The following is a 23,733-nucleotide window of genomic DNA, read 5'->3' on the forward strand; positions in this document are numbered from 1 at the left end:
CACCCTTCGTAGCCTCAGACCGGCTGTTTGCTTCCGAAGTTCAACCAGGACTGAAGAAAATATTCCGACTACCGGTCAGCCGCTCTAGTACGTCATACCCAGGCCCCATTGGTGCGCGAGTGTTCAATGCGCCTCGTCCCAGTTGTTGCCCACACCTGCCTCGACCAATAACGGCACGTCCAGCTCGGCGGCCTGACTCATCAGCGGACAAATCTGCGCGCGCACCTGCTCGACCAAGTCCTCGCGCACTTCGAGCACCAGTTCATCGTGTACCTGCAAGATGACGCGCGCATCCAGCCCACTCTCCTGTAGCCAGCTGTCGACGCTGATCATGGCGCGCTTGATGATGTCGGCGGCCGTGCCCTGCATCGGCGCATTGATCGCGGTGCGCTCGGCGCCCTTGCGCATGGCGCCGTTCTTCGAATTGATCTCCGGCAGATACAGCCGACGGCCGAACAGGGTCTCGACATAGCCTTGCTCGGCCGCCTGGGCGCGGGTGCGCTCCATGTAAGCGAGCACGCCGGGATAGCGCGCAAAGTAGCGGTCGATATAGGCCTGCGCCTCGCCGCGGGCGACGTCGATCTGTTTGGCCAGGCCGAAGGCGCTCATGCCGTAGATCAGGCCGAAATTGATCGCCTTGGCACTGCGCCGCTGATCGTTGGTCACCTGTTCCAGCTCGACGCCGAAGACTTCTGCGGCGGTGGCGCGGTGCACGTCCAGGTCGTTCTGGAAGGCATACAACAAGCCGGCATCCTGGGCCAGATGGGCCATGATGCGCAGCTCGATCTGCGAATAATCGGCCGCCAGCAGCTTGTAGCCGGGCGCAGCGATGAAGGCCTGGCGGATGCGCCGGCCCTCGGCGGTGCGGATCGGGATGTTCTGCAGGTTCGGGTCCGATGAGGACAGCCGCCCGGTTGCCGCCACCGCCTGGTGATAGCTGGTGTGGATGCGGCCGGTGCGCGGGTTGATCTGCTGCGGCAGCTTGTCGGTGTAGGTGCCCTTGAGCTTGCTCAAGGAGCGGTGCTGCATGATGACCTTGGGCAGCGGATAGTCCCGCTCGGCCAGCTCGGCCAGCACACTTTCAGCGGTCGACGGCTGACCGCCGGCCGTTTTCGACAGCACCGGGCAGCCGAGCTTTTCATAAAGGATCGCGCAGAGCTGTTTGGGCGAACCGAGATTGAATTCCTCCCCGGCGATCTCGAAGGCTTCGCGCTCGAGCTGCACCAGGCGTTCGCCCAGCTCGACGCTTTGCTGGCCGAGCAACTGCGCGTCGACCAGCGCACCGTTACGCTCGATGCGCGCCAGCACCGGCACCAGCGGCATCTCGATCTCGTTGAGTACCTTGAGTAGCGACGGCGTGGCTTCCAGCTTGCCGAGCAGGTTCTGATGCAAGCGCAGAGTGACGTCGGCATCCTCGGCGGCATAGGGGCCCGCCTGCTCGATGGCGATCTGATCGAAGGTCAGCTGCTTGGCGCCCTTGCCGGCAATGTCCTCGAAACGGATGGTGCCGCGACCCAAATACTTCAGTGCCAGGCTGTCCATGTCGTGGCGCGTGGCCGTGGCATCGAGCACATAGGATTCGAGCATGGTGTCGAAACACATGCCGCGCATCTCCACGCCGTAATGCATCAGTACATTCATGTCGTACTTGCCGTGCTGGCAAATCTTCAACTTGTGCGGATCTTCCAGCAGCGGCTTGAGCGCGGCGAGCACCGCATCGCGGTCGAGTTGCTGCGGTACGCCCATGTAGCTGTGGCAAAGCGGCACGTAGGCGGCCTCACCCGCCTCGATTGCGAAGGAGAGGCCGACCAGTTGCGCCCTCTGCGCATCGAGGCTGGTGGTTTCGGTGTCGAAGGCGAAGCACTCGGCGGCCTGCAGACGCGCCAGCCAGCCGTCGAATTCGACCTGATCGAGCACGGTGCTGTAGCGGGCCTCGGCCTGGATCGAACAATCCTCCGGCTGCTCCTCGCAGTTCTCGCCGGCGACCTTGGCCTCGCGCAGCAACTCATCGAGCCAGTTCTTGAATTCCAGCTCACGGTACAGCGCGATCAGCGCCTCGCGATGCGGCTCGCCCGGCATCAGATCGGCGACTTGTACGTCCAGCGGTACGTCGATCTTGATCGTCGCCAGTTCGTAGGACATGAACGCCGCGTCGCGATGCTCTGCGAGCTTGGCAGCCAAGGATTTGGCGCCGCGGATCGGCAGGTCGCAGACCTTGTCGAGGTTCGCGTACAAGCCGTTCAGACCACCCTCTATGCCATTAAGCAGCCCGCAAGCCGTCTTCTCGCCAACGCCGGGCACGCCCGGGATGTTGTCGACCTTGTCGCCCATCAGCGCGAGGAAATCGATGATCAGCTCCGGGCCGACGCCGAACTTGGTCCTCACACCCTCGATGTCATAGACGCTGCCGGTCATGGTATTGACCAGGGTGACGTGCGGGCAGACCAGCTGCGCCATGTCCTTGTCGCCGGTGGAGATGATCACGTCGCGTCCCAGCGCCGCACATTGGCGCGCCAGTGTTCCAATCACGTCGTCGGCCTCGACGCCGTCGACGCACAACAGCGGCATGCCCAGCGCACGCACGCTGGCATGCAGCGGCTCGACCTGACTGCGCAGGTCATCCGGCATCGGCGGGCGATGGGACTTGTATTCGGCGAACAGGGTGTCACGGAAGGTCGGCCCCTTGGCATCGAAGACCACCGCGAACGGGCTGTTCGGATACTGCCGGCGCAGCGCCAGCAACATGTTCAGCACGCCCTTCACCGCACCGGTGGGCTTGCCGGTGGATGTGGTCAACGGAGGCAGGGCGTGAAAGGCGCGATAGAGGTAGGACGAACCGTCCACCAGAACGAGGGGCGCTTGGCTCATGAGCAGGATCAACCTTTTCGGCGGGACCGCAGCTAGAATGCATCGGACCACTTGACGACAAAGGGCAAGGTTATCATGCGCGCGATCAAACCTCTGATGCTGGCCAGCCTGTTGGCGTTCATGCCGCTGACCGGCTTCGCCCAGGAGCCCGTCGAGGGCGAGCCCGATGTGACCATTCGCCAGGAAGGTGAGCGGACCGTCGAGGAATATCGGGTCAACGGCTTCCTCTATGCTGTGAAGATCATCCCCAAGACCGGCAAGCCGTACTTCCTGGTACGCGCCGATGGCGACAGCAATTTCATCCGCGCCGACAAGCCGGATATGCTGATCCCCGCTTGGGAAATATTCAGCTGGTAACGCTGCAAAGACGTTTAACGGAAGGCCATTCATGTCGGTATTCACTCCGCTGCAACGCGAAGAGCTGGAAGTCTTTATGGCGCCTTATCAACTCGGGCGCCTGCGCGACTTCGAGGGCATCGCCGCGGGCAGCGAGAACAGCAATTTCTTCGTTAGCCTGGAACAGGGTGAATATGTCCTGACCCTGGTCGAACGCGGCCCAACCCAGGATTTGCCGTTCTTCATCGAACTGCTCGACGTGCTGCATCGGGCACGCCTGCCGGTGCCTTACGCATTGCGCACGGCACGCGGCGAAGCCCTGCGCAGCCTGGCGGAGAAGCCGGCGATGCTGCAGCCGCGGCTGCCGGGCAAGCATGTCACCGCGCCCAACGCGCACCACTGCACCGAAGTCGGTCGGCTGCTGGCGCGACTGCATTTGGCCACCCGCGAGCAGATCATCGAACGTCGCAGCGACCGCGGCCTGGACTGGATGCAAGCAGAGGGCCCCAGCCTCGCCATGACCCTGCCCGAGGAGCAACTGCCGCTGCTGCGCGACGGTCTGGCGGAAATCGCCGAGCTGAAACCGAAGATCCTCGCCCTGCCACGCGCCAACCTGCACGCCGACCTGTTCCGCGACAACGTACTGTTCGAGGGCAACCACCTGAGCGGCGTGATCGACTTCTACAATGCTTGCGCCGGCCCGATGCTCTATGACATCGCCATCACGGTGAACGACTGGTGCTCACATCCCAACGGTGAACTCGACGAGGAGCGCAGCCAGGCGCTGTTGGCCGCCTACTCCAGCCTGCGCCGGTTCACCCCGGCCGAAGCCGAGTTATGGAAACCGATGCTGCGCGTGGCCTGCGTGCGCTTTTGGCTTTCGCGTCTGATCGCCGCACAGAACTTCGCCGGGCAGCCCGTGTTGATCAAGGATCCTGACGAATTTCGCCATCTGCTCGCTGCCCGCCAGCAGTGCCACAGCGTATTGCCGTTCGCACTCTAGAGGGTTCCGCCGGGCAGAGCGCCGCGCGACGCCCGAGTACGGTACAGTTCAAGCATCCCGCTCGAGCGAAGACGAACGACGCCGTTTGCGGTCGTAGTCTTCGGCAGCGGCGCTCGCCATGCAGGGGCAAGGAACATTTCCATATCCCTGACGTCAAGAAGTCCCCATGCTCGTCGACGCGGCCGAAGTAACATGACCGGCTTTCGCCCCAGCCTGCGGATGCAGACTTTCGATCAACACTGGCGTCGCGCTGTCGAACCAGAATAACTACGCGCTCCGGGCCCAACCCGGACACGTCACATCCTGATGCGCCTGACCTGCCTGGCTCGGTGGCATTGTTTTCAGGGAACAGAACGAATGACCTCACGCTACGTAATCAATGCCTCGGTAAGCCCCAAAGGCAGTCTGGAAACGCTGTCGCAACGGGAAGTCCAACAACTGAGCGAAGCCAGTTCCGGCACCACCTACGCCCTGTTCCGCCAGTGCGCCCTGGCCATCCTCAACACCGGCGCGCGTATCGATAACGCCAAAACCATCCTCGAGGCCTATGACGACTTCGAAGTGCGCATCCACCAGCAGGATCGCGGCGTCCGCCTGGAACTGCTCAACGCGCCCGCCGATGCCTTCGTCGATGGCGAGATGATCGCCAGTACCCGCGAAATGCTCTTCAGTGCGCTGCGCGACATCGTGTACACGGAAAGCGAGCTCGGCAGCCAGCGTATCGACCTGAGCAGCTCCCAGGGCATCACCGATTACGTTTTTCACCTGCTACGCAACGCCCGCACGCTGCGCCCGGGCGTCGAGCCGAACATGGTGGTGTGTTGGGGCGGGCACTCGATCAGCACCGAGGAATACAAGTACAGCAAGCGTGTCGGCCATGAGCTGGGGCTGCGCAATCTGAACGTCTGCACCGGCTGCGGCCCGGGGGTCATGAAGGGCCCGATGAAGGGCGCGACCATTGCCCATGCCAAACAACGCATTCTGGCTGGCCGATACCTGGGGCTGACCGAACCGGGCATCATCGCCGCCGAGGCGCCGAACCCGATCGTCAATGAGCTGGTGATCCTGCCGGACATCGAAAAGCGTCTGGAAGCCTTCGTCCGTGTCGGGCACGGCATCATCATCTTTCCCGGCGGCGTCGGCACGGCGGAAGAATTCCTCTATCTGCTGGGCATTCTGTTGCACCCGGACAACCGTGAGGTGCCCTTCCCGGTCATCCTCACCGGCCCGGAAAGCGCGGCGCCCTATCTGCAACAGTTGCGTGATTTCGTCGGTGCGACCCTCGGAGAGGAGGCCCAGCGCCACTATCAGATCGTCATCGACGACCCCGCCGAAGTGGCTCGTCAGATGGTCGAGGGGTTGAAAACAGTCAAACAGTTCCGCCGCGAACGCAACGATGCATTCCACTTCAACTGGCTGCTGAAGATCGAGGAAGGCTTCCAACGTCCCTTCGACCCGACCCATGAAAACATGGCCAGCCTGCAGCTGACCCGAGACGTACCACCGCATGAACTGGCAGCGAACCTGCGCCGGGCGTTTTCCGGAATCGTCGCAGGAAACGTCAAAGACAATGGCATCCGCCGCATCGAGCAGTTCGGCCGCTATGAGATCCATGGCGATCCGGCGATCATGAAACCACTGGATGAGCTGTTGCAGGCCTTCGTCCTGCAACACCGGATGAAGTTGCCCGGTGGCCGCCCATACGAGCCGTGCTACCGGGTAGTGACCTGAACTGGGCGGGCCGGTGGACGGTTCGCGCCGTCAGCCGGCTGGCAGCGGCTCAGTAACCGTTCAGCCGCACTTCGAATTGCCGCAGTTCAGACAGGTGGCGCAGCCATCCATCTGCACCACGGCCTGGGTGTTGCATTTGTTGCACAGCTGCGCGCCCGCCGGGAAGCCTTCCCCCGGCTCTACGGCCACTGCGCCCTGGCTGGCTTCGTAAGCCGCGCGCTTCTCGGCCAAGTACTTGAGCTGGGTTTCGTCCAGCGCGTGGCCTTCGAGCATGCCGATGGCAATCAGGTGACGCTCCAGTACGCCGCCGATCTCGGCGACGATTGACGGCATGTAGACACCGCCCTTCTTCAGGTAGCCACCGCGCGGGTCGAACACGGCTTTCAGCTCCTCGACCAGGAAAGTGCAGTCACCGCCCTTGCGGAACACCGCGGACATGATCCGTGTGAGCGCGACGATCCACTGGAAATGGTCCATGTTCTTCGAATTGATGAAAATCTCGAACGGCCGGCGCTGCTCATGGGGCGTGCCGGCGTTGAGCACGACGTCGTTCACGGTGACGTAGAGCGCATGCTCGAACAGCGGCGATTTGATCTTGTAGGTCATGCCAACCAGCGTTTCCGGGCGTTGCAGACTTTCGTCCATTTCCACCACGGTGGCCTTGCTGGGCGTGCCGGTACTGCTGTCTGACGTTGCAACGGGGCGCTCGAGGGTTTCGTCGACAACCTTGAAGCCCTTGATGCGCTGAGTGATCTTGACGGTCATTGCGAATTCTCCATCCGGGCGGCGCGCGCCGTCCGACTATCAATGGCTCAGTACTTACCGTAATAGCCTTCTTTCAAGGCATCGAACAGGTTGGCCGCGGTGTTCACTTCGCCGTCGTACTCGACTTCCTCGTTGCCCTTGAGCTCGACCACGCTGCCATCTTCGAGCACGAAGCGGTACAGGGTCTTCTCCAGATCGGCCTCCTTGACCAGCACCCCCTGAAAAGCGGTCGGATTGAAGCGAAAGGTGGTGCAGCCCTTGAGCCCCTGACGCCAGGCATAGCGGTAGATGTCCTTGAACGCCTCGAAGGGGTAGTCGGTGGGTACGTTGGCGGTCTTGGAAATCGACGAGTCGACCCATTTCTGCGCTGCGGCCTGAATATCGACGTGCTGCGTCGGGGTGATGTCGTCGGCGGTGATGAAGTAGTCGGGCAGCTGCTGCGCCGGATCACCGGAGCCTGGCTGCGCCTTGGGATTGATCAGCGTGCGGTAGGCCAGCAGCTCGTAGCTGAACACCTCGATCTTTTCCTTGGCCTTGCGACCGGCGCGGATCAGGTTGCGTGAATAGTGGTGTGCGAAGCTCGGCTCGATACCGTTGGAGGCGTTGTTGGCCAAGCTCAGGCTGATGGTACCGGTGGGCGCGATGGAACTGTGATGGGTGAAGCGCGCGCCCTGCTCGGCCAGTGCCTCGATCAGCTCGGGCGCGTATTCGGCGATCTTCTGCATGTAGCGCGAGTACCGCGCATGCAGGACGCGGCCCGGTACCTGGTCACCGACCTTGAAGCCGTCCTTTTTCATTTCCGGGCGCTTGCGCAGCATCTCGGCGGTCACCTCGAAAGTCTCAGTCAACAGCGGCGCCGGGCCCTTCTCTTTCGACAGTTCCAGCGCCTGTTCCCAACCAACCAACGCCATTTCACGCGCGACTTCTTCGGTGAACACGCAAGCTTCCGGACTGCCGTAGCGCAACTTGAGCAGGGTCAGGGCCGAGCCGAGGCCGAGGAAGCCCATACCATGACGACGCTTGCTTTCGATCTCATGGCGCTGCTGTTCCAGCGGCAGTCCATTGATTTCCACGACGTTGTCCAGCATGCGGGTGAACAGGCGCACCACTTCGCGATACTTGTCCCAGTCGAAGCGTGCATCGACGCCGAACGGATCGATGACGAAATGAGTCAGGTTGATCGAGCCCAGCAGGCAGGAGCCATAGGGCGGCAGCGGTTGCTCGCCGCAGGGGTTGGTGGCGCGGATCGCTTCGCACCACCAGTTGTTGTTCAGCTGGTTGACCCGGTCGATGAGAATGAAGCCCGGCTCGGCGTAGTCGTAGGTGGACACCATGATCATGTCCCACAGGTGCCGCGCCTTGACACGCCCGTAGATCTTGCAGGCCACCAGACCATCATCGCGCACGACGTAGCCGTCGTGGCTCGGCCACTCGCGCCAGACCACCTGCTCTGAGTCTTCGAGGTCCAGCTCGGCCTTTTCCTTGAGGTGCAGCGGGAAGATCAGCGGCCAGTCGGCATCGCTGTCTACCGCCTGCATGAACTCATCGGTGATCAGCAGACTCAGGTTGAACTGGCGCAGCCGACCGTCCTCACGCTTGGCGCGGATGAATTCGCGCACGTCCGGATGGCCGACATCGAAGGTACCCATCTGCGCGCCGCGCCGACCGCCGGCGGAGCTGACGGTGAAGCACATCTTGTCGAAGATATCCATGAACGACAACGGCCCGCTGGTATGTGCGCCGGCCCCGGAAACGAATGAGCCGCGCGGGCGCAGCGTGCTGAACTCGTAGCCGATGCCGCAACCGGCCTTGAGCGTCAGTCCGGCCTCGTGAACCTTGCCGAGGATGTCGTCCATCGAATCGCTGATGGTGCCGGAGACGGTGCAGTTGATGGTCGAGGTGGCGGGTTTGAAGTCCTGCGCGCCAGCGTTGGAAATGATCCGTCCGGCGGGAATCGCGCCGTTGCGCAGCGCCCAAAGGAAGCGCTCGTACCAGTGTTCACGCTGCTCGGCCGGCTCAACGTCGGCCAACGCCCGCGCCACCCGCTGCCATGTGGCATCGACGCTGTCGTCGACCGGGCTGCCATCCTTGCGGGTCAGGCGGTACTTCTGCGCCCAGATATCTTCGGAGGTCGCCTGCAAGGCGATGCTGGAAGTGGTCTTGCTTTGTGCCGCGATGGGCCCGTCCGTCTTCGCCATGCGCTACGCATCCTCGTGTCGATGATGAAAAACCGAAGCAAGAAGCTTATGCCAGGTAGCGGGAAAGAACACCTGATCCCAGTCAACTCCATCGACGTACGGAAGCTGCGCGGCGATGGCGGACTCGCCTCAACGCAGCCAAGCGCATCGGCGTCACATCGAGGCGCTAGAGCGATTCCACGCATTCGGCGAGCGAAGTTCCGAGGTTTTCGATCAACCTCGCATAGCCGTCAGCATTAGCATCGATACCATGGCCCATGGCATCCAGCTCGGCCACTTTTGCCCGCAGACCGCGGACCAGGGCGCTAGCCAGACGCGGACGGGCCGGTGGTTCGTGGAACACGCAGCTGGGGCCGGCCTGTTCGAGACGCTGGCGCATCTCCGCCACGTGACGCGCTCCGGGTTGGGCCTCGCCACCAGCGCTGAACACACCGGTGTGCTCAAGGCCGTAAGCCGCCTCGAAATAGTCGTAAGCCTCGTGGAATACAAAGAAGGGTTTATTGCCGATGCTGCTCAGCCGCGCCTGCAGACGCTTGTCGAGCTCACCCAGACGCTGCCTGAACGCCTCGAGATTCGCCTGATAGCGCGGCGCATTAGCCGGATCGACGGCCGCCAGGTCGCCAGCCATTCGCACGGCGATGACCTCGGCGTTGGCCGGCAACAGCCAGAGGTGGGCATCGAGACTGCCCGGACGGTGCGAGTGATCATGCTCGTGGTGATCCGCCGTTGCAGGTTCGTCGTGGCTCTCGTGCGCGTCCTGCGACTCGTGCGCATGCTCATCGTGGTCGTCGTGACCCGCATGCTCGTCATGGCCGTGGGAGGCGTCATGCGCGTCGCCGAAATGACGCAGCGTCAGGCCCGGCAACGACTGGACGGCTAAGCTCGAGCCTTTGCGCCCTTTCAGCACCGGCTCCAGAAAGCCCTCCATGTCCGGGCCGATCCAGTAGAGCAGATCGGCACTGCGAACATGCCGTACGTCGGAAGGTCGCAGGGCATAGTGATGGGCCGAAGCGCCCGGTGGTAGCAAAACCGCCGGCTTGCCGACACCGTCCTGAACGGCAGCGGCGATCAGCTGCAGGGGCTTGATGCTGGTCAGCACCTCGATCTCGGCATGGGCTTGGGCACTGCTGAAAAGGCTGGCGGTCACTAGAAGCGGTATCGAAAAAAGACGAAACACGGGCAACACTCGATTGAACTGAATGGGTAACATAATAACGTCTCTAAGCCACCTCGTCTCCGCTCATGCCCAAGTCCCCGCTGGCCTGCACGCCCCATGACCATGACCACTGCGTCAGCAGTGCCCTGGCCGAAGCCGACCTCCTCTGCGAGCGCTCCGGTGTGCGCCTGACCGCCCTGCGCAAGCGTGTACTGGAGCTGGTCTGGCAAAGCCACAAGCCGCTCGGTGCCTACGACATCCTTGCCGAACTGACGGCCCAGGATGGCCGCCGCGCGGCGCCGCCCACGGTTTATCGAGCATTGGATTTCCTGCTGGAGAACGGCCTGGTGCACCGCATCGCCTCGCTCAATGCGTTCATCGGATGCAACCACCCCGAGCACCCGCATCAGGGCCAGTTCCTGATCTGCCGCAACTGCCATACGGCCATCGAGCTGGAACAGCCGAGCATCAGCGAGGCCATCGATCAGTCCGCGCGCAGCGTGGGTTTCCAGGTCGAAGGCCAGACGGTGGAAGTAGTCGGCCTCTGTGCGCCGTGCCGGAGCACTGCATGAACGAGGCGTTGATCCGCCTGGATGATATCCATGTGCAGTTCGCCAAGCAGACTGTCTTGGAAGGCGCTGAACTACGGGTGCACCGTGGCGAGATCGTCACGCTGATCGGCCCTAACGGGGCCGGCAAGACCACGCTGGTACGCGCCGTGCTCGGCTTGCTGAAACCGGACAGCGGCGCGGTCTGGCGCAAGCCGAAACTGCGCGTCGGTTATATGCCACAGAAGCTGCACGTCGACCCGACCCTGCCGCTCTCTGTGCTGCGTTTTCTGCGTCTGGTGCCGGGTGTGGATCGCGCAGCGGCCTTGGCCGCGCTGAAGGAAGTCGGCGCCGAGCAGGTGATCGACAGTCCGCTGCAGTCCGTTTCCGGCGGTGAGATGCAACGGGTGCTGCTGGCGCGCGCACTGCTGCGCGAGCCGGAGCTGTTGGTGCTGGACGAGCCGGTGCAGGGCGTCGATGTCGCCGGCCAGGCCGAGCTTTACCGGCTGATCGGCCGGCTGCGCGAGCGTTACGGCTGCGGCGTTCTGATGGTTTCCCATGACCTGCATCTGGTGATGAGCGCGACGGATCAGGTGGTTTGCCTGAATCGTCATGTGTGCTGCTCGGGCCATCCAGAGCAGGTCAGCACCGACCCGGCCTTCGTCGAACTGTTCGGCCAGGACGCGCGCAGCCTCGCGGTCTATCACCACCAACACGACCACAGCCATGACCTGCACGGCAGCGTGGTCACTGGCAAACCCCATATTCACGGCCCGAATTGCAAGCACTGATCACCAATGCCTGACTTCCTTCTCAACGCACTACTTGCCGGCCTCGCGCTGGCGCTGGTGGCCGGCCCGCTCGGCTCCTTCGTGGTCTGGCGGCGCATGGCCTATTTCGGCGATACGCTCTCGCATTCCGCGCTGCTCGGCGTGGCGCTGGGGTTGATGCTGGAGGTCAACCTGACCCTGGCGGTCATCGTCTGCTGCGTGCTCCTGGCGGTTCTGCTGGTCACCCTGCAGCAGCGTCAGCCGCTGGCGTCGGACACGCTGCTGGGCATCCTCGCGCACAGCACCCTATCCCTCGGGCTCGTATCGCTGAGCTTCATGCAGGACGTGCGCATCGACCTGATGGGCTATCTGTTCGGCGACCTGCTGGCGGTTGGCCCAACGGATCTGGCCTGGATCGCCGGCGGCAGCGCGTTGGTGCTGCTGGCGCTGATCCCGTTGTGGCGACCATTGCTGGCGGTGACCGTGCATGAAGAACTGGCAAAAGTGGAAGGGCTGCCGGTAGCGGCCATACGGATGGCGCTGATGCTGCTGATCGCCATGGTGATCGCCGTGGCGATGAAGATCGTCGGCGTGCTGTTGATCACTTCGCTGTTGATCATTCCGGCCGCGGCGGCCCAGCGCCACGCCCGCACACCGGAGCAGATGGCCCTGGGCGCGAGTCTGATCGGCCTGCTCGCGGTCTGCATGGGTCTGTCGCTGTCATGGTACGAGGACACTCCGGCCGGACCGTCGATCGTGGTGTCGGCGGCGGCGCTGTTCCTGCTGAGCTTCGCCTGGCGGCGCCGCCCGGGTTAATCCATCTAATCGAGGGCGACCGCACAGTCCTCAACGGTTCCCGCCACACGACACTGACCACCGCTTACGGCACAGACATGAACCCCACCGCCTCCCTGCGATATCTGCAAGGCTATCCGGACGCCTTGCAACAACAGGTCCGTCAGTTGATCGCCGAAGGTCGGCTGGGGGATTACCTCGAAAGACGCTACCCGCAGCGCCATCAGGTGCAAAGCGACAAGGCGCTGTATGGCTACGTCCAGCAATTGCGCCAAACCCATCTGAAAAGCGCACCGGGTGTCGACAAGGTGCTCTATGACAATCGCCTGGACCTGACGCACCGCGCCCTCGGCCTGCATACCGCGGTATCGCGGGTTCAGGGCGGCAAACTCAAGGCGAAGAAGGAGATCCGTGTTGCCGCGTTGTTCAAGGAAGCGGCACCGGAGTTCCTACAGATGATCGTCGTCCATGAGCTGGCGCACCTGCGCGAAAGCGACCACAACCGAGCTTTCTACAAGCTCTGCGAACACATGATGCCCGGCTACGCACAGACCGAATTCGATCTGCGCTGTTACCTGCATTGGCGTGAGCTTTCCTAGCCGGACGCCTTCGCCCGTTGACCTGAACGACAGGCATAAGGAAGCCCGGCACTCGTCGCTACACGAGTGCCGGGCCGTTCTGTCGAATGACGCTTACGCCGGCACTTGCTCTGCCAGCGGCTCGCGCGCCCAGATCCGATGTTGCGCCAAGGCTTGGGCGAACGCGCTGAACACAGTGCCGACATCTCCATCGTCACCACTCACCAGACCAGCGTCTTCCGGCAGATTCAGCGCCGCCAGCAACTGCCGGGCATCGCCCAGTACCGCGATCGGCTTGAGGTGCTTGTAGGCTTCGAGCAGGTAATGCTTGGCCACGCCGGACTTGGCCATGGCCTGCACGCTCTGCGCACCGCCAGGAATAAACACCGCATCGAAGGCGATCGAGGGCATGCCATCCATCGCCGCGTCGGGCGTGAGCATCTTTCCATCGGCGGTCTTCACCGGCGCGGGTGACGGGCCGATCAGCTTGGCCAGCGCGCCCTCGTCCGCCAGCTTCTTCTTGAACGCCTCGATAGCCTTGCCGTCCACGCCGTTGGCGATGAGGATGGCCACCTTGCGCGACTTGATGTTGCCCGACAGGTGATTGGTCAGGCTCAGCGCCGGCGAGCTGGCCGGTGTCGGCTGCTTGAGGCTCACGGTTGGCGCAGACGGCGGCGTCACGCCGATGTTCTCGGCAACCCGGCGCGCCAGCTCAAGATCGATGTTGGCAAGAATCTCATTGACCTGGCGCTCGCGAATGAACACCCGCTCGACCTTGCCCAGCTCGAAACTGTAGGCCCCGATGATGTGCTCCTTCTCCGGCGCACTCATGCTGTTCCAGAACAACGTGGCCTGGGAGAAGTGATCACCGAAAGACGGGCTGCGCACGCGCACCTTGTGCCCTTCCATGCGCTCGGGGTAGCTCTCGAATCCGCCGCCGCTGGCCGCCGGCGGCGTTTCCTTCGGCCAGCCGCTGTCGATGGAGTTGGGCTCGTAGTTGGCGCGGCCCTTATTGATGGTCTGCCGATGGAAAGCATCGCGCTGGTTGTTGTGCACCGGCGCAATCGAACGGTTGATCGGGATCTCGTGGAAGTTCGGCCCGCCGAGGCGCAGCAGCTGGGTGTCGGTGTAGGAAAACAGCCGGCCCTGCAGCAGCGGATCATTGGTGAAGTCGATGCCGGGCACGATGTGGCCGATATGAAACGCCGCCTGCTCGGTCTCGGCAAAGAAGTTGTCCGGGTTGCGGTTGAGGGTCATCTTGCCGAGCTTTTGCACCGGCACCAGCTCCTCGGGAATGATCTTAGTCGGATCGAGCAGGTCGAAATCGAATTTGTGCTCGTCGGCCTCTTCAACCACCTGCACGCCCAGCTCCCATTCGAAGTAGTCGCCCATCTCGATGGATTCCCACATGTCGCGGCGGTTGAAGTCCGGATCCTTGCCGGCCAGCTTCAGGGTTTCGTCCCAGATCAGCGAGTAAGCGCCGGCCACCGGCTTCCAGTGGAACTTGACGAAGCGACTGGTGCCCTCGGCATTGATCAGACGGAAAGTGTGCACGCCAAACCCTTCCATCGCCCGATAGCTGCGTGGGATGGCACGGTCGGACATGGTCCACAGCACCATATGCGCCGATTCGGGCGTCAGCGAGACGAAATCCCAAAAGTTGTCGTGGGCCGACTGGCCCTGCGGAATCTCGTTGTGCGGCTCGGGTTTGACCGCATGCACGAAGTCGGGAAACTTGATCGCGTCCTGGATGAAGAACACCGGCATGTTGTTGCCGACCAGATCGAAGTTGCCTTCATCGGTGTAGAACTTAGTGGCAAAACCACGCACATCGCGCACGGTGTCGGCCGACCCGCGCGAGCCCTGCACGGTAGAGAAACGCACGAACACCGGTGTCTCTTTCCCCTTGCCGGCGAGGAAGGAGGCCTTGGTCAGCGCGCTGTGGTCGTCGTAGCTGACGAATACGCCATGCGCCGCGGCCCCGCGAGCATGGACGATTCGCTCGGGAATGCGCTCGTGATCGAAGTGCGTCAGCTTCTCGCGCATGATGAAGTCTTCGAGCAGCGATGGACCTCGCTCCCCTGCCCTCAGGGTGTTCTGATTGTCGGCGATCTTCACGCCCTGATTGGTTGTCAGCGCTTCGCCGGTGGCGTCGCTGCGGGATGCGCCAAGGTCGTCGAGCTTGGCGTTGTGATTCTGGCGATCGACGGTATCGCTACCGGCCAGTTCGCTGTGCTTTGGATCTTTCTTGTCCGTCATCATGGGCCTCGGTCGAGCGATAGGGACTAATCCGCGAAGGAACCTGGCCATGCTGATGGTGGCCTGATACCTGCTCCGATTCACGGGCGTACCGGTTAGTGACCTACTTGACCCGCTCAAGGTTGCGTCATGCGGCGTTTCGATGTGCTTATCGGGGTGCTGGCGGGTCTCAATGTCTGCAGGTTCGCTACGCCGCAGCACCGCAAACGCGTAGAATGCACGCCTTTCGCCGACTATCCCGGCACTGACGACCGCACCCACAAGGTTCGCCCGTGATCGAATTTCACCAAGTCCATAAAACTTACCGGAGCACCAACGGCCGCGGCGCCAGCCGCGAGATCCCTGCGCTCAAGCCGACCCAGTTGGAAATCGGTGCCGGGGAAGTGTTCGGCCTGATCGGCCATTCCGGCGCCGGCAAGAGCACCCTGTTGCGCCTGATCAATCGCCTGGAAGAGCCCTCCGGCGGCCGCATCCTGGTCAGTGGGGAAGACGTCACCGCACTGGATGCCGACGGCCTGCGACGCTTCCGCCAGCGCGTCGGCATGATCTTCCAGCACTTCAACCTGCTGATGTCCAAGACGGTGGCCGACAACGTCGCCATGCCGCTGCGCCTGGCCGGCATTCGCTCGCGCAGCGAGATCGACGCCCGCGTCGCCGCCCTGCTCGACCGCGTCGGCCTGAAAGACCATGCGCGCAAATATCCGGCCCAGCTCTCCGGCGGACAGAAGCAGCGCGTCGGTATCGCCCGCGCGCTGGCCACCGAGCCGGACATCCTGCTCTGCGACGAGGCCACCAGCGCGCTGGATCCGCAGACCACCGCCTCGGTGCTGCAGCTGTTGGCGGAGATCAACCGCGAGCTGAAGCTGACCATTGTGCTGATCACGCATGAGATGGACGTGATCCGCCGTGTCTGTGACCGCGTCGCGGTGATGGATGGCGGCGAAATCGTCGAGCAGGGGCCGGTCACCGAGGTATTCCTGCACCCCCGACACCCCACCACCCAGCGTTTCGTGCTGGAAGACGAGGCGGTCGACGAAGGTGAGCAACGAGACGATTTCGCTCACGTACCCGGCCGTATCCTGCGCCTGACGTTCCAAGGCGATGCGACCTACAAGCCGTTGCTAGGCACCGTCGCGCGGGAAACCGGGGTCGACTTCAGCATCCTTTCGGGGCGCATCGACCGCATCAAGGACACGCCCTATGGCCAGCTGACCCTGGCCCTGGTCGGCGGCGACATGGCTGCCGCGCTGGATCGCCTGGATGCCGCAGACGTGCATGTGGAGGTATTGCGCTGATGGATGCTCTACTGGCAAACGTCGACTGGTATGAGATCTGGCTGGCCACGCTGGACACCCTGCTGATGCTCGGCGGCTCGCTGCTCTTCACCATTCTGCTGGGCCTGCCGCTGGGCGTGTTGCTGTTCCTCGCCGGCCCGCGGCAACTGTTCGAGAACGGTCCGCTGTATGCCTTCCTCTCGTTCGTGGTCAACGTGCTGCGCTCGCTGCCGTTCATCATTCTGCTGATCGTGATGATCCCCTTCACGGTGCTGATCACCGGTACGTCGCTGGGTGTCGCTGGCGCGATCCCGCCGCTGGTGGTGGGCGCAGCGCCGTTCTTCGCACGGTTGGTGGAGACGGCCCTGCGCGAAGTCGATCGCGGCATCATCGAGGCGACACAGGCGATGGGCGCCACCACCCGGCAAATCATCTTCAGCGCATTGCTGCCCGAGGCTCGTCCCGGCATCATCGCCGCCATTACCGTGACGGCCATTACCCTGGTCTCCTACACCGCGATGGCCGGCGTGGTCGGCGCCGGCGGGCTCGGCGATTTGGCCATCCGCTTCGGCTATCAGCGCTTCCAGACCGACGTCATGGTGGTCACCGTAGTGCTGCTATTGGTGCTGGTGCAGGTGCTGCAGAGCGTTGGCGACAAGCTGGTCACGCATTTTTCCCGTAAATAGTTGCCCTAGATAACCTATGTTCAACCACAGATGCCGGCCCCCGCGCGCCGCATCGAAAAGGAGTCTTCCATGAAAAAACTGCTTGCCGCCTTTGCCGCTGTCGCGGCCTTCTCCGCCCAGGCTGCCGACGAGCTGAACGTTGCCGCAACCGCCGTCCCGCACGCGGAGATCCTCGAATTCGTCAAACCCCAGCTGGCCGAGCAGGGCGTCGATCTGAAAGTGAAGGTATTCACTGACTACGTGCAGCCGAACATCCAGGTGGCCGAGAAACGTCTGGACGCCAACTTCTTTCAGCACCAGCCGTACCTCGATGAATTCAACAAGGGCAAGGGCACCGAGCTGGTCAGCGTCGCTGGCGTACACATCGAACCCTTCGGCGCCTATTCGAGTAAGCTAAAGTCCCTCGACGAGCTGCCCAGTGGCGCGACCGTGGTGATTCCCAACGACGCCACCAACGGCGGCCGTGCGTTGCTGCTGCTGGCCAAGGCCGGCGTGATCACCCTGAAGGAAGGTGCCGGCATTACCGCCACGCCAAAGGACATCGCCGAGAACCCGAAGAACATCAAGATTCGCGAACTGGAAGCCGCGACCCTGCCGCGCGTGCTGACCCAGGTCGACCTGGCGCTGATCAACACCAACTACGCGCTGGAAGCCAAGCTGAACCCCACCGAAGACGCCCTGTTCATCGAAGGCAGCGACTCGCCCTACGTGAACATCCTGGTCGCCCGTCCGGACAACAAGGACAGCGCCGCCATGCAGAAGCTGGCCCAGGCCCTGCACAGCGACGAGGTCAAGCAGTTCATCAACGAGAAGTACCAGGGTGCCGTAGTTCCAGCGTTCTGATCGCCTGTGAGCTAACCCAACGAACCCCGCCCTGTGCGGGGTTTTTTATGCGCGGCCCACCGCACAAAAAAGCAGCCAGGGCATAGCGAGCAACCTTTAAGTGAATTGATTCATGTCGCGGACCGCCTGCTGTTGAGCCGACCGGCCCAGTGCGTCAGTCTTCAGCGGCGAACTACCTCCATGGACGGAACCAACATGCACACGCAAGCGACCCAGATTTACCTCGCCATCAAGGGGATCAAACAGCCCTACCTCTTCGACATCCAGCTGACCCAACTCTAGGGAGTTAAACAGGATGCGAAATATCCTCGCTCAACGGTTCAGCGTTTGCTTGCTCGCGACAGCACTGAGCGCCTGCAGCTCGATGGCCACGCTCACTGGTGACAGTTTTACCTTTGAAGGCCAGCTACCGGCCAACTTCTCCATGCGAGCCCAGGCGCATTACGGCGTCGCCAACGACTGTAAGGGTCGTAGCCAGGCGCGTTCGTTCGAGAGTGGCTTTCAGAGTACATCTCAGCAGTATCGCTTCAGCATTCCCGTCAGCTACCGCGACGGCCTCTGCGAAATGCAGCTGGCCCGGGTCGGGCTGTACATCCATGGTCGCTACGGCGACAAGGAATGGCAACGCACCTATGACAATGGCGGCTTGGTGCTGGTCGATACACTGCCGCAAGGCGCGCCTGCTTTTGATAGCGATGGCCACCTGAGCAAGACGGCGGAATGCACGTGGCTGTTTCAGGTCAGCAAGCTCTACCTTGAGCTATCGAAACTGCTGAGTTGCAAAGGAGCAGGCGCTCATCTGGTGCGTGACGAGTTGCCGGGCAAGACGGTTCGGCTGGATATTCAGGCCAGTCCCGAGGAGAGACCCTACTACGACGACACCTGGGTACGACTTCCTCAAGGATGGAAACCATGCTTGCCGAAAGAAGGTGGGTGGATACGCTGCCAGACCCCTCCAGTGTTTCAGACCTTCAAAATGAACGGGCAGGAATGCACCGTCTATCCTAATTGCAAGGAGTGACCAGGGATGCGAACTGCCCTTGGCCGTCTACTCGGTCTCATCATGCTCGCGACCGTACTTAGCGCCTGCGGCTCGATGGCCTCGCTCACCGCTGACAGCTTTACCTTCGAAGGGCAGCTACCCGCTGACTTCTCCATGCGTGCCCAAGCGCATTACGGCGTCGCCAACGACTGTAAGGGTCGCAGCCAGGCACGCTCATTCGAGAGCGGCTTTCGGAGCACATCTCAGCAGTATCGCTTCAGCATTCCCGTCAGCTACCGCGACGGCCTCTGCGAAATGCGTTTGGCCCGTGTTGGGCTGTACATCCATGGTCGCTACGGCGACAAGGAATGGCAACGCACCTATGACAATGGCGGCTTGGTGCTGATCGAGACATTGCCGCAAGGCGCGCCTGCTTTTGATAGCGATGGCCACCTGAGCAAGACGGCGGAATGCACATGGCTTTTTCAACTCAGCAAGGCCCACGCACGAAGAGGCCAGATCAGCAAACTTCTAAGCTGCAAGGGGGCGGGCGCTTATCTGTTGCGTGACGAATTGCCGGGCAAGACGGTTCGGCTGGATATTCAGGCCAGTCCCGAGGAGAGACCCTACTACGACGACACCTGGGTACGACTTCCTCAAGGGTGGAAACCATGCTTGCCGAAAGAAGGTGGGTGGATACGCTGCCAGACCCCTCCTGTATTTCAGATTTTCAAAATGAATGGACAGGAATGCACCGTCTATCCCAACTGCAAGGAATGATCAAGGATGAACGACATGAGCAAAGCGGGAAACTCGATAATACTGGGATGCCCCCAACGAACGGACTGGATCAGCTTTCGCCTGGTTGACGAACATGGTGACGGAAAGCCTTACGCTGGACTGAGCTATACGCTGCACGACAGTCAGGGCCAACAGTATCCAGGCGCACTGGATGACGAAGGCTTTGCTTACATAGAGGGAATCTGCTGTGGCCCTGCCGTTCTCGACTTAGCAAGTTTGGCCGATGGCAGCCTCGACCCATGGCATGAAAAATTAATTCTTCGAGACTCCTTCAAGATACCTCTGACCAACTTGCAGACCGCTGCAGAGCAGTCCCCGGCGGGCCCCCGCCGATCTGATGGCCGTACCTATCTGGCAGAAGAGCGCGCCGTACTGGAAAGCGCTCACCTTCTACGCGTAGAAGTCAGCGATCTGGTCGAGGCCAAGGGGCATCTACCCGATCCTGATCCTACTTGGCAGCCAAAGCCTTCCGCCATGCTCAAGCACAACGCTGGGCAGGCTGCCGAATGCGTCGGCATCGCATTAACGCCCAATTGTCATCACGTGCTTGAGGTCAAAGCGCTACGCGCCTACAGCCCGCTGCTCTCACGCGACAAGGCCTTTTGCGCGATCAATGCCTACCATTTGGCGGTCATGAGCACCTTTGTGTATGCGCCGTTCGGCGAACCGAAGCAGCCGGATGGTGCTTATGCCTCCAGCCCGCCCCCCTATAATCGTAGCGGGAGCATTGGGCATGTGCTGCGCGAGCAACTGGCCCGATTGGTAAAAGCGAACTCGTTCGATAGTGCCCGCTACGAGCTGCTGTATGAAGAGGTGCCCTACTCCAAAAGGCTCGAGATCATGCCTTATGACCCAGCTCGCTATCAGGCTGAGGCCACCAAAGGCTGGGCGAATCCCGAGGACGTGCATTTTCTCTACGATGAACAGACGGATTCCCAGGCCTTCATCGTCCATAACGACAAACTCATGCTCATATCGGTGCGGGGCACACTGGGAACGCCAGACATATTGCGAGATCTTGACGCCCGCCAGGTCCCTTACGCTGAAGGCACCGGCCAAGCCCACCGAGGATTTTATGACTCGTTCCAGGCCGTCAAGGTTTTCGTTCAGCGCTATATGGAAGCCTTCTACACTGGTGAGCAGACCCTAATCATTTGTGGGCACAGTCTCGGCGGCGCCGTTGCATTGCTCTTAGCGGAGTGGATCAGAACTCTCCCATCACAACCGCAGTTGATGCTGTACACCTTCGGCGCCCCACGCGCCGGCGACCGAGCCTTTGTACAAAGTGCCCAGGGGCTTGTCCATCACCGCCTCGTCAATCACAACGACCCTATCCCCGCCGTCCCCTTCACCTGGCTGGATGCCGAGTGGAAGCTGGCCAGCGCCGGTACCGTGGTGCTGTTCAGCTCACCCTTGCTGGGTGTAACGCTGCTCCTGGGCGGGTTGCTCAATCTGCAGGGCGACCCATACGAGCACCATGGTCAACAACGCCACTTCGTGCCCCGCAAGCCCAACGGTGGCAGCGAAGCCTCCATACTCTGGCAACCCGACTGCGCCTTGATCGACGAACAGGCCTGTGCGCGTTATGCCGGTGCGATTGATCTGCTGGACGACATGCCAAAGCGAATGGCCTTCATCGAACAGGCTTTCGCCGGCGCAGAGCATTCCTCCGACAGTGGCTACAGCCGTGCCATGCTCACCACGCTGCTGCGCTGGCATGCAAGCGTTGAGGAGCGGGAAGGTGTCTTGTTTACGCCCGGTGAGATCCACGACATCGATATGTTGATCCAGATGGCCGAAGCCGAGCTGAATAGTTGGCAGCCGCGAGATTTTATGGAGTTTCGCCGGGCAGTGAGAGTGCGCCATGACTCTCGCTTCTATAACAAGTCTGATTTGGAGCTCCGCCAGATGTACGACGCTGGCATCGCCCTGGCACGCTCCCTTAGCAGGCAACAAAGAGCAGCGCTGGGGCGCGCGAAAGTACGGCTACTAAACGAGGCGGGTAGACGCCTGACCGCGACCAACGTGTTCGGCGACTTGATTGATCGGGACGACTTGCCCAACTTGGTAGCGCAATGGCGAGCATTGGACCAAAACCAACGGGCTGAAAAGCTGGCCAAGATAAAAAAGCCTCTAGCTCGTCAGTACGCCTGACAGCCTTCTCCCGCTCGCTCGCGTGAACAGCCAACGCGCCGGAGAAGGCGCTGGCTGGCCGCAGGTACGGGCTCGAAGGCGGCCTGCACGGAACCGGACGCAATCGCCACCGCGGCACAGAGCGCGGCGCCGCTGAATACGCGATTAGCCCCGGATCGGACAGCACTTGCGAAACAATCCCTGAGCCAGCACCGTGCCCGAAACGAGGCCGAGCAGCGTGCGCGGCAGGCGCATCGGGACGTTTCGGTAAGGGCCTGTTATGAAGAAGGCTGCGGACAAGCCCGCTTCGGCGGGCAACCACAACCGCGCAGACGAAAGACAAGCGCGTGTCATCTGGGCCGGAGGATCGGCTGGCGCAACCAGAGCGCAAGACGCCGTTAAGCCTGGCCGAGCCGATGGTCAGCTGCCCTGCCCGATCAACGCCGGCAACTGCTCGGCAAGCTTCTCGGTGCGCATCGGCGCGCGAATGAACCCGCGCAAACGGCCGTCGGGGCCGATCAGGGCGAGGTTGCCGCCATGGTCGACGGTGTAATCCTTCTTCGAAGTGTCCCCCGGAATAAAGGGCACGCCCGCCGCGTTGGCGAGCGTCTGGATATCATCCAGCGGTCCCGTCAGCCCAATGAAGCCGGCGCCGAAATAATCCAGGTATTTCTTCAGCTGCTCGGGCGTGTCGCGCGCCGGATCGACGCTGACCAGGATCGGCTGTAGCCGCTGATTCACGTCGTCCGGCAGCTTACCGCGCAGCTGACGCAATTCGGCGAGCGTGGCCGGACAGATATCGGGGCAGAAGGTATAGCCGAAGAACAGCAGGTTCCAGCGCCCTTCGAGCTGCTCCATCGAAACCGCTTCGCCATCCTGGTTGGTCAGGGCGATGTCGGGCATGTCGCGACCCTGGGGAAGCATGACGATACCCGCATCGAGCAGCGCGGCGGAGTCGAGCTGGCGCTCGGTGCTGAGCACCTTGTAAACCGTCAGGCCTATAACCAGCGCGACCAGTGCAACGAGAATGAAAACGGTTTTCTGAATGCGGGTCATGGAATTCCTGTGAGGGCTGAGTCAGGCCTGCGAGATGCTCTACACCGGCCTCTAGATATTCAGCAGCAGATAATGATCAACCAGCAGCGCGATGAACAGCGCAAACAGGTACCAGATGCTGAATTTGAACGTCTTAATGGCCGCATGAGGGCGGCTCTCACGATAGAGCACGATGGCCCAGAACAGGAAGCGCGCACCCAGCAGCACCGCCGCTGCCAGGTACAGCGGACCACTCATGTGTATGGCGAACGGCATGAAGCTCACCGCCAGCAGCACGGCGGTATAGAGCAGGATATGCACCTTGGTGTAGTGCTCGCCGTGAGTCACCGGCAGCATCGGTACATTGACCTTGGCGTATTCCGCCTTGCGGTGAATCGCCAGCGCCCAAAAGTGAGGCGGCGTCCAGGCGAAGATGATCAGCACCAGCAACAGCGGCTCGGCGGTCACCTGGCCGGTCACCGCGACCCAACCGAGCAGTGGTGGTGCGGCGCCGGCCAGACCGCCAATGACGATGTTCTGCGGGGTCGCACGCTTGAGAAAGCCGGTGTAGATGACGGCATAGCCGATCAGCGATGCCAGCGTCAGCCAGGCTGCCAGCGCGTTGGTGAACACCAGCAACAGTGCCATCCCGGCGACGCTCAGCAACAACGCGAACAGCAGGGCCGCGGCAGGCGATACCCGGCCTTCGGCCAGTGGCCTTTTGTGGGTGCGCGCCATCACCGAGTCGATGCGCCGATCCACCACATGGTTGACTGCCGCCGCGCCACCGGCGCAGAGCGCGATGCCGAGATTGCCGAACACCAGCACTGTCCAGGGCACGCCTGCGCGCGTGGCGAGAAACATGCCCACCAAGGAGGTGATGAGCATCAGCAGCACCACCTTCGGCTTGGTCAGCTCGAGATAGTCGCGCCAGCTGACCTGGACGCCGCGTTCGCTGAGTAGAGTCGCCAT

General features: G+C 62.1%; 21 protein-coding genes. 14 read left to right on the forward strand and 7 right to left on the reverse strand.

Annotated elements, in window-relative coordinates; translation table 11 throughout:
• Nucleotides 1–123: 123 nt before the first annotated feature.
• Nucleotides 124–2,868, reverse strand: a complete 2,745-nt coding sequence (gene polA, locus ACL0K2_RS12925; protein ID WP_045160084.1) for a DNA polymerase I — start codon at nucleotides 2,866–2,868, stop codon at nucleotides 124–126.
• A 75-nt stretch (nucleotides 2,869–2,943) separates the two neighbouring features.
• Here polA and ACL0K2_RS12930 point away from each other — a divergent pair, with 75 nt between their 5' ends.
• The 3 genes from ACL0K2_RS12930 to ppnN all read left to right on the forward strand — a co-directional run bounded on the left by ACL0K2_RS12930 (nucleotide 2,944) and on the right by ppnN (nucleotide 5,938).
• Entirely contained in the window at nucleotides 2,944–3,225 is a 282-nt protein-coding gene (locus tag ACL0K2_RS12930; protein ID WP_045160083.1) for a DUF2782 domain-containing protein, read from the forward strand.
• A gap of 31 nt (nucleotides 3,226–3,256) precedes the next feature.
• Nucleotides 3,257–4,207 (forward strand): homoserine kinase, encoded by a 951-nt coding sequence (locus tag ACL0K2_RS12935; RefSeq protein WP_413042782.1) that lies wholly within the window; start codon nucleotides 3,257–3,259, stop codon nucleotides 4,205–4,207.
• Between the two features lie 357 nt (nucleotides 4,208–4,564).
• Entirely contained in the window at nucleotides 4,565–5,938 is a 1,374-nt protein-coding gene (gene ppnN / locus ACL0K2_RS12940; protein ID WP_045160081.1) for a nucleotide 5'-monophosphate nucleosidase PpnN, read from the forward strand.
• A 60-nt stretch (nucleotides 5,939–5,998) separates the two neighbouring features.
• Here the strand turns inward: ppnN and ACL0K2_RS12945 are convergent, their stop codons facing one another.
• From ACL0K2_RS12945 to ACL0K2_RS12955, 3 genes are all read right to left on the reverse strand, one after another.
• Entirely contained in the window at nucleotides 5,999–6,703 is a 705-nt protein-coding gene (locus ACL0K2_RS12945; protein WP_413042783.1) for an NrdJb, read from the reverse strand.
• A gap of 47 nt (nucleotides 6,704–6,750) precedes the next feature.
• Complete coding sequence (locus tag ACL0K2_RS12950; RefSeq protein ID WP_413042784.1) at nucleotides 6,751–8,901, reverse strand: adenosylcobalamin-dependent ribonucleoside-diphosphate reductase; 2,151 nt, start codon at nucleotides 8,899–8,901, stop codon at nucleotides 6,751–6,753.
• A gap of 166 nt (nucleotides 8,902–9,067) precedes the next feature.
• Entirely contained in the window at nucleotides 9,068–10,078 is a 1,011-nt protein-coding gene (locus ACL0K2_RS12955) for a zinc ABC transporter substrate-binding protein (RefSeq protein WP_413042785.1), read from the reverse strand.
• Nucleotides 10,079–10,143: 65 nt separating this feature from the next.
• On the opposite strand from ACL0K2_RS12955, the gene zur reads away from it, so the two are divergent.
• The 4 genes from zur (at nucleotide 10,144) to ACL0K2_RS12975 (ending at nucleotide 12,769) form a co-directional block, all read left to right on the forward strand.
• Entirely contained in the window at nucleotides 10,144–10,629 is a 486-nt protein-coding gene (gene zur, locus ACL0K2_RS12960; RefSeq protein ID WP_045160078.1) for a zinc uptake transcriptional repressor Zur, read from the forward strand.
• Entirely contained in the window at nucleotides 10,626–11,396 is a 771-nt protein-coding gene (gene znuC, locus ACL0K2_RS12965; RefSeq protein WP_045160077.1) for a zinc ABC transporter ATP-binding protein ZnuC, read from the forward strand. The genes zur and znuC overlap by 4 nt, the downstream gene beginning before the upstream one ends.
• A gap of 6 nt (nucleotides 11,397–11,402) precedes the next feature.
• Nucleotides 11,403–12,191, forward strand: coding sequence for a zinc ABC transporter permease subunit ZnuB (gene znuB / locus ACL0K2_RS12970; RefSeq protein WP_045160076.1), 789 nt, complete (start codon nucleotides 11,403–11,405; stop codon nucleotides 12,189–12,191).
• Nucleotides 12,192–12,268: 77 nt separating this feature from the next.
• Complete coding sequence (locus ACL0K2_RS12975) at nucleotides 12,269–12,769, forward strand: YgjP-like metallopeptidase domain-containing protein (RefSeq protein WP_413042786.1); 501 nt, start codon at nucleotides 12,269–12,271, stop codon at nucleotides 12,767–12,769.
• 93 nt (nucleotides 12,770–12,862) lie between these two features.
• Here ACL0K2_RS12975 and katE read toward each other — a convergent pair whose 3' ends face one another.
• Nucleotides 12,863–15,058: a catalase HPII gene (katE, locus tag ACL0K2_RS12980; protein WP_413042787.1), complete on the reverse strand. Its 2,196-nt coding sequence runs from the start codon at nucleotides 15,056–15,058 to the stop codon at nucleotides 12,863–12,865.
• A gap of 78 nt (nucleotides 15,059–15,136) precedes the next feature.
• On the opposite strand from katE, the gene ACL0K2_RS12985 reads away from it, so the two are divergent.
• From ACL0K2_RS12985 to ACL0K2_RS13015, 7 genes are all read left to right on the forward strand, one after another.
• A complete protein-coding gene (locus ACL0K2_RS12985; RefSeq protein ID WP_413042788.1) occupies nucleotides 15,137–15,283 on the forward strand; it encodes a hypothetical protein in 147 nt (48 codons plus the stop codon).
• Nucleotides 15,280–16,302 (forward strand): methionine ABC transporter ATP-binding protein, encoded by a 1,023-nt coding sequence (locus ACL0K2_RS12990; protein ID WP_045160073.1) that lies wholly within the window; start codon nucleotides 15,280–15,282, stop codon nucleotides 16,300–16,302. Before ACL0K2_RS12985 ends, ACL0K2_RS12990 begins: the two co-directional genes overlap by 4 nt.
• Nucleotides 16,302–16,967, forward strand: coding sequence for a methionine ABC transporter permease (locus tag ACL0K2_RS12995; protein ID WP_045160072.1), 666 nt, complete (start codon nucleotides 16,302–16,304; stop codon nucleotides 16,965–16,967). Before ACL0K2_RS12990 ends, ACL0K2_RS12995 begins: the two co-directional genes overlap by 1 nt.
• Before the next feature lie 69 nt (nucleotides 16,968–17,036).
• A complete protein-coding gene (locus ACL0K2_RS13000) occupies nucleotides 17,037–17,810 on the forward strand; it encodes a MetQ/NlpA family ABC transporter substrate-binding protein (RefSeq protein ID WP_413042789.1) in 774 nt (257 codons plus the stop codon).
• Nucleotides 17,811–18,105: 295 nt separating this feature from the next.
• Nucleotides 18,106–18,831, forward strand: a complete 726-nt coding sequence (locus tag ACL0K2_RS13005) for a hypothetical protein (RefSeq protein WP_413042790.1) — start codon at nucleotides 18,106–18,108, stop codon at nucleotides 18,829–18,831.
• Nucleotides 18,832–18,837: 6 nt separating this feature from the next.
• A complete protein-coding gene (locus ACL0K2_RS13010) occupies nucleotides 18,838–19,572 on the forward strand; it encodes a hypothetical protein (RefSeq protein WP_413042791.1) in 735 nt (244 codons plus the stop codon).
• 6 nt (nucleotides 19,573–19,578) lie between these two features.
• Nucleotides 19,579–21,747, forward strand: coding sequence for a lipase family protein (locus ACL0K2_RS13015; RefSeq protein ID WP_413042792.1), 2,169 nt, complete (start codon nucleotides 19,579–19,581; stop codon nucleotides 21,745–21,747).
• 399 nt (nucleotides 21,748–22,146) lie between these two features.
• Here the strand turns inward: ACL0K2_RS13015 and ACL0K2_RS13020 are convergent, their stop codons facing one another.
• Nucleotides 22,147–22,782 (reverse strand): SCO family protein, encoded by a 636-nt coding sequence (locus ACL0K2_RS13020; RefSeq protein WP_045164429.1) that lies wholly within the window; start codon nucleotides 22,780–22,782, stop codon nucleotides 22,147–22,149.
• A gap of 51 nt (nucleotides 22,783–22,833) precedes the next feature.
• A complete protein-coding gene (gene cyoE, locus ACL0K2_RS13025; protein ID WP_413042793.1) occupies nucleotides 22,834–23,733 on the reverse strand; it encodes a heme o synthase in 900 nt (299 codons plus the stop codon).

The sequence above is a fragment of the Pseudomonas sp. YJ42 genome (assembly GCF_047225135.1).
Classification (GTDB): Bacteria; Pseudomonadota; Gammaproteobacteria; order Pseudomonadales; family Pseudomonadaceae; genus Stutzerimonas; species Stutzerimonas stutzeri_E.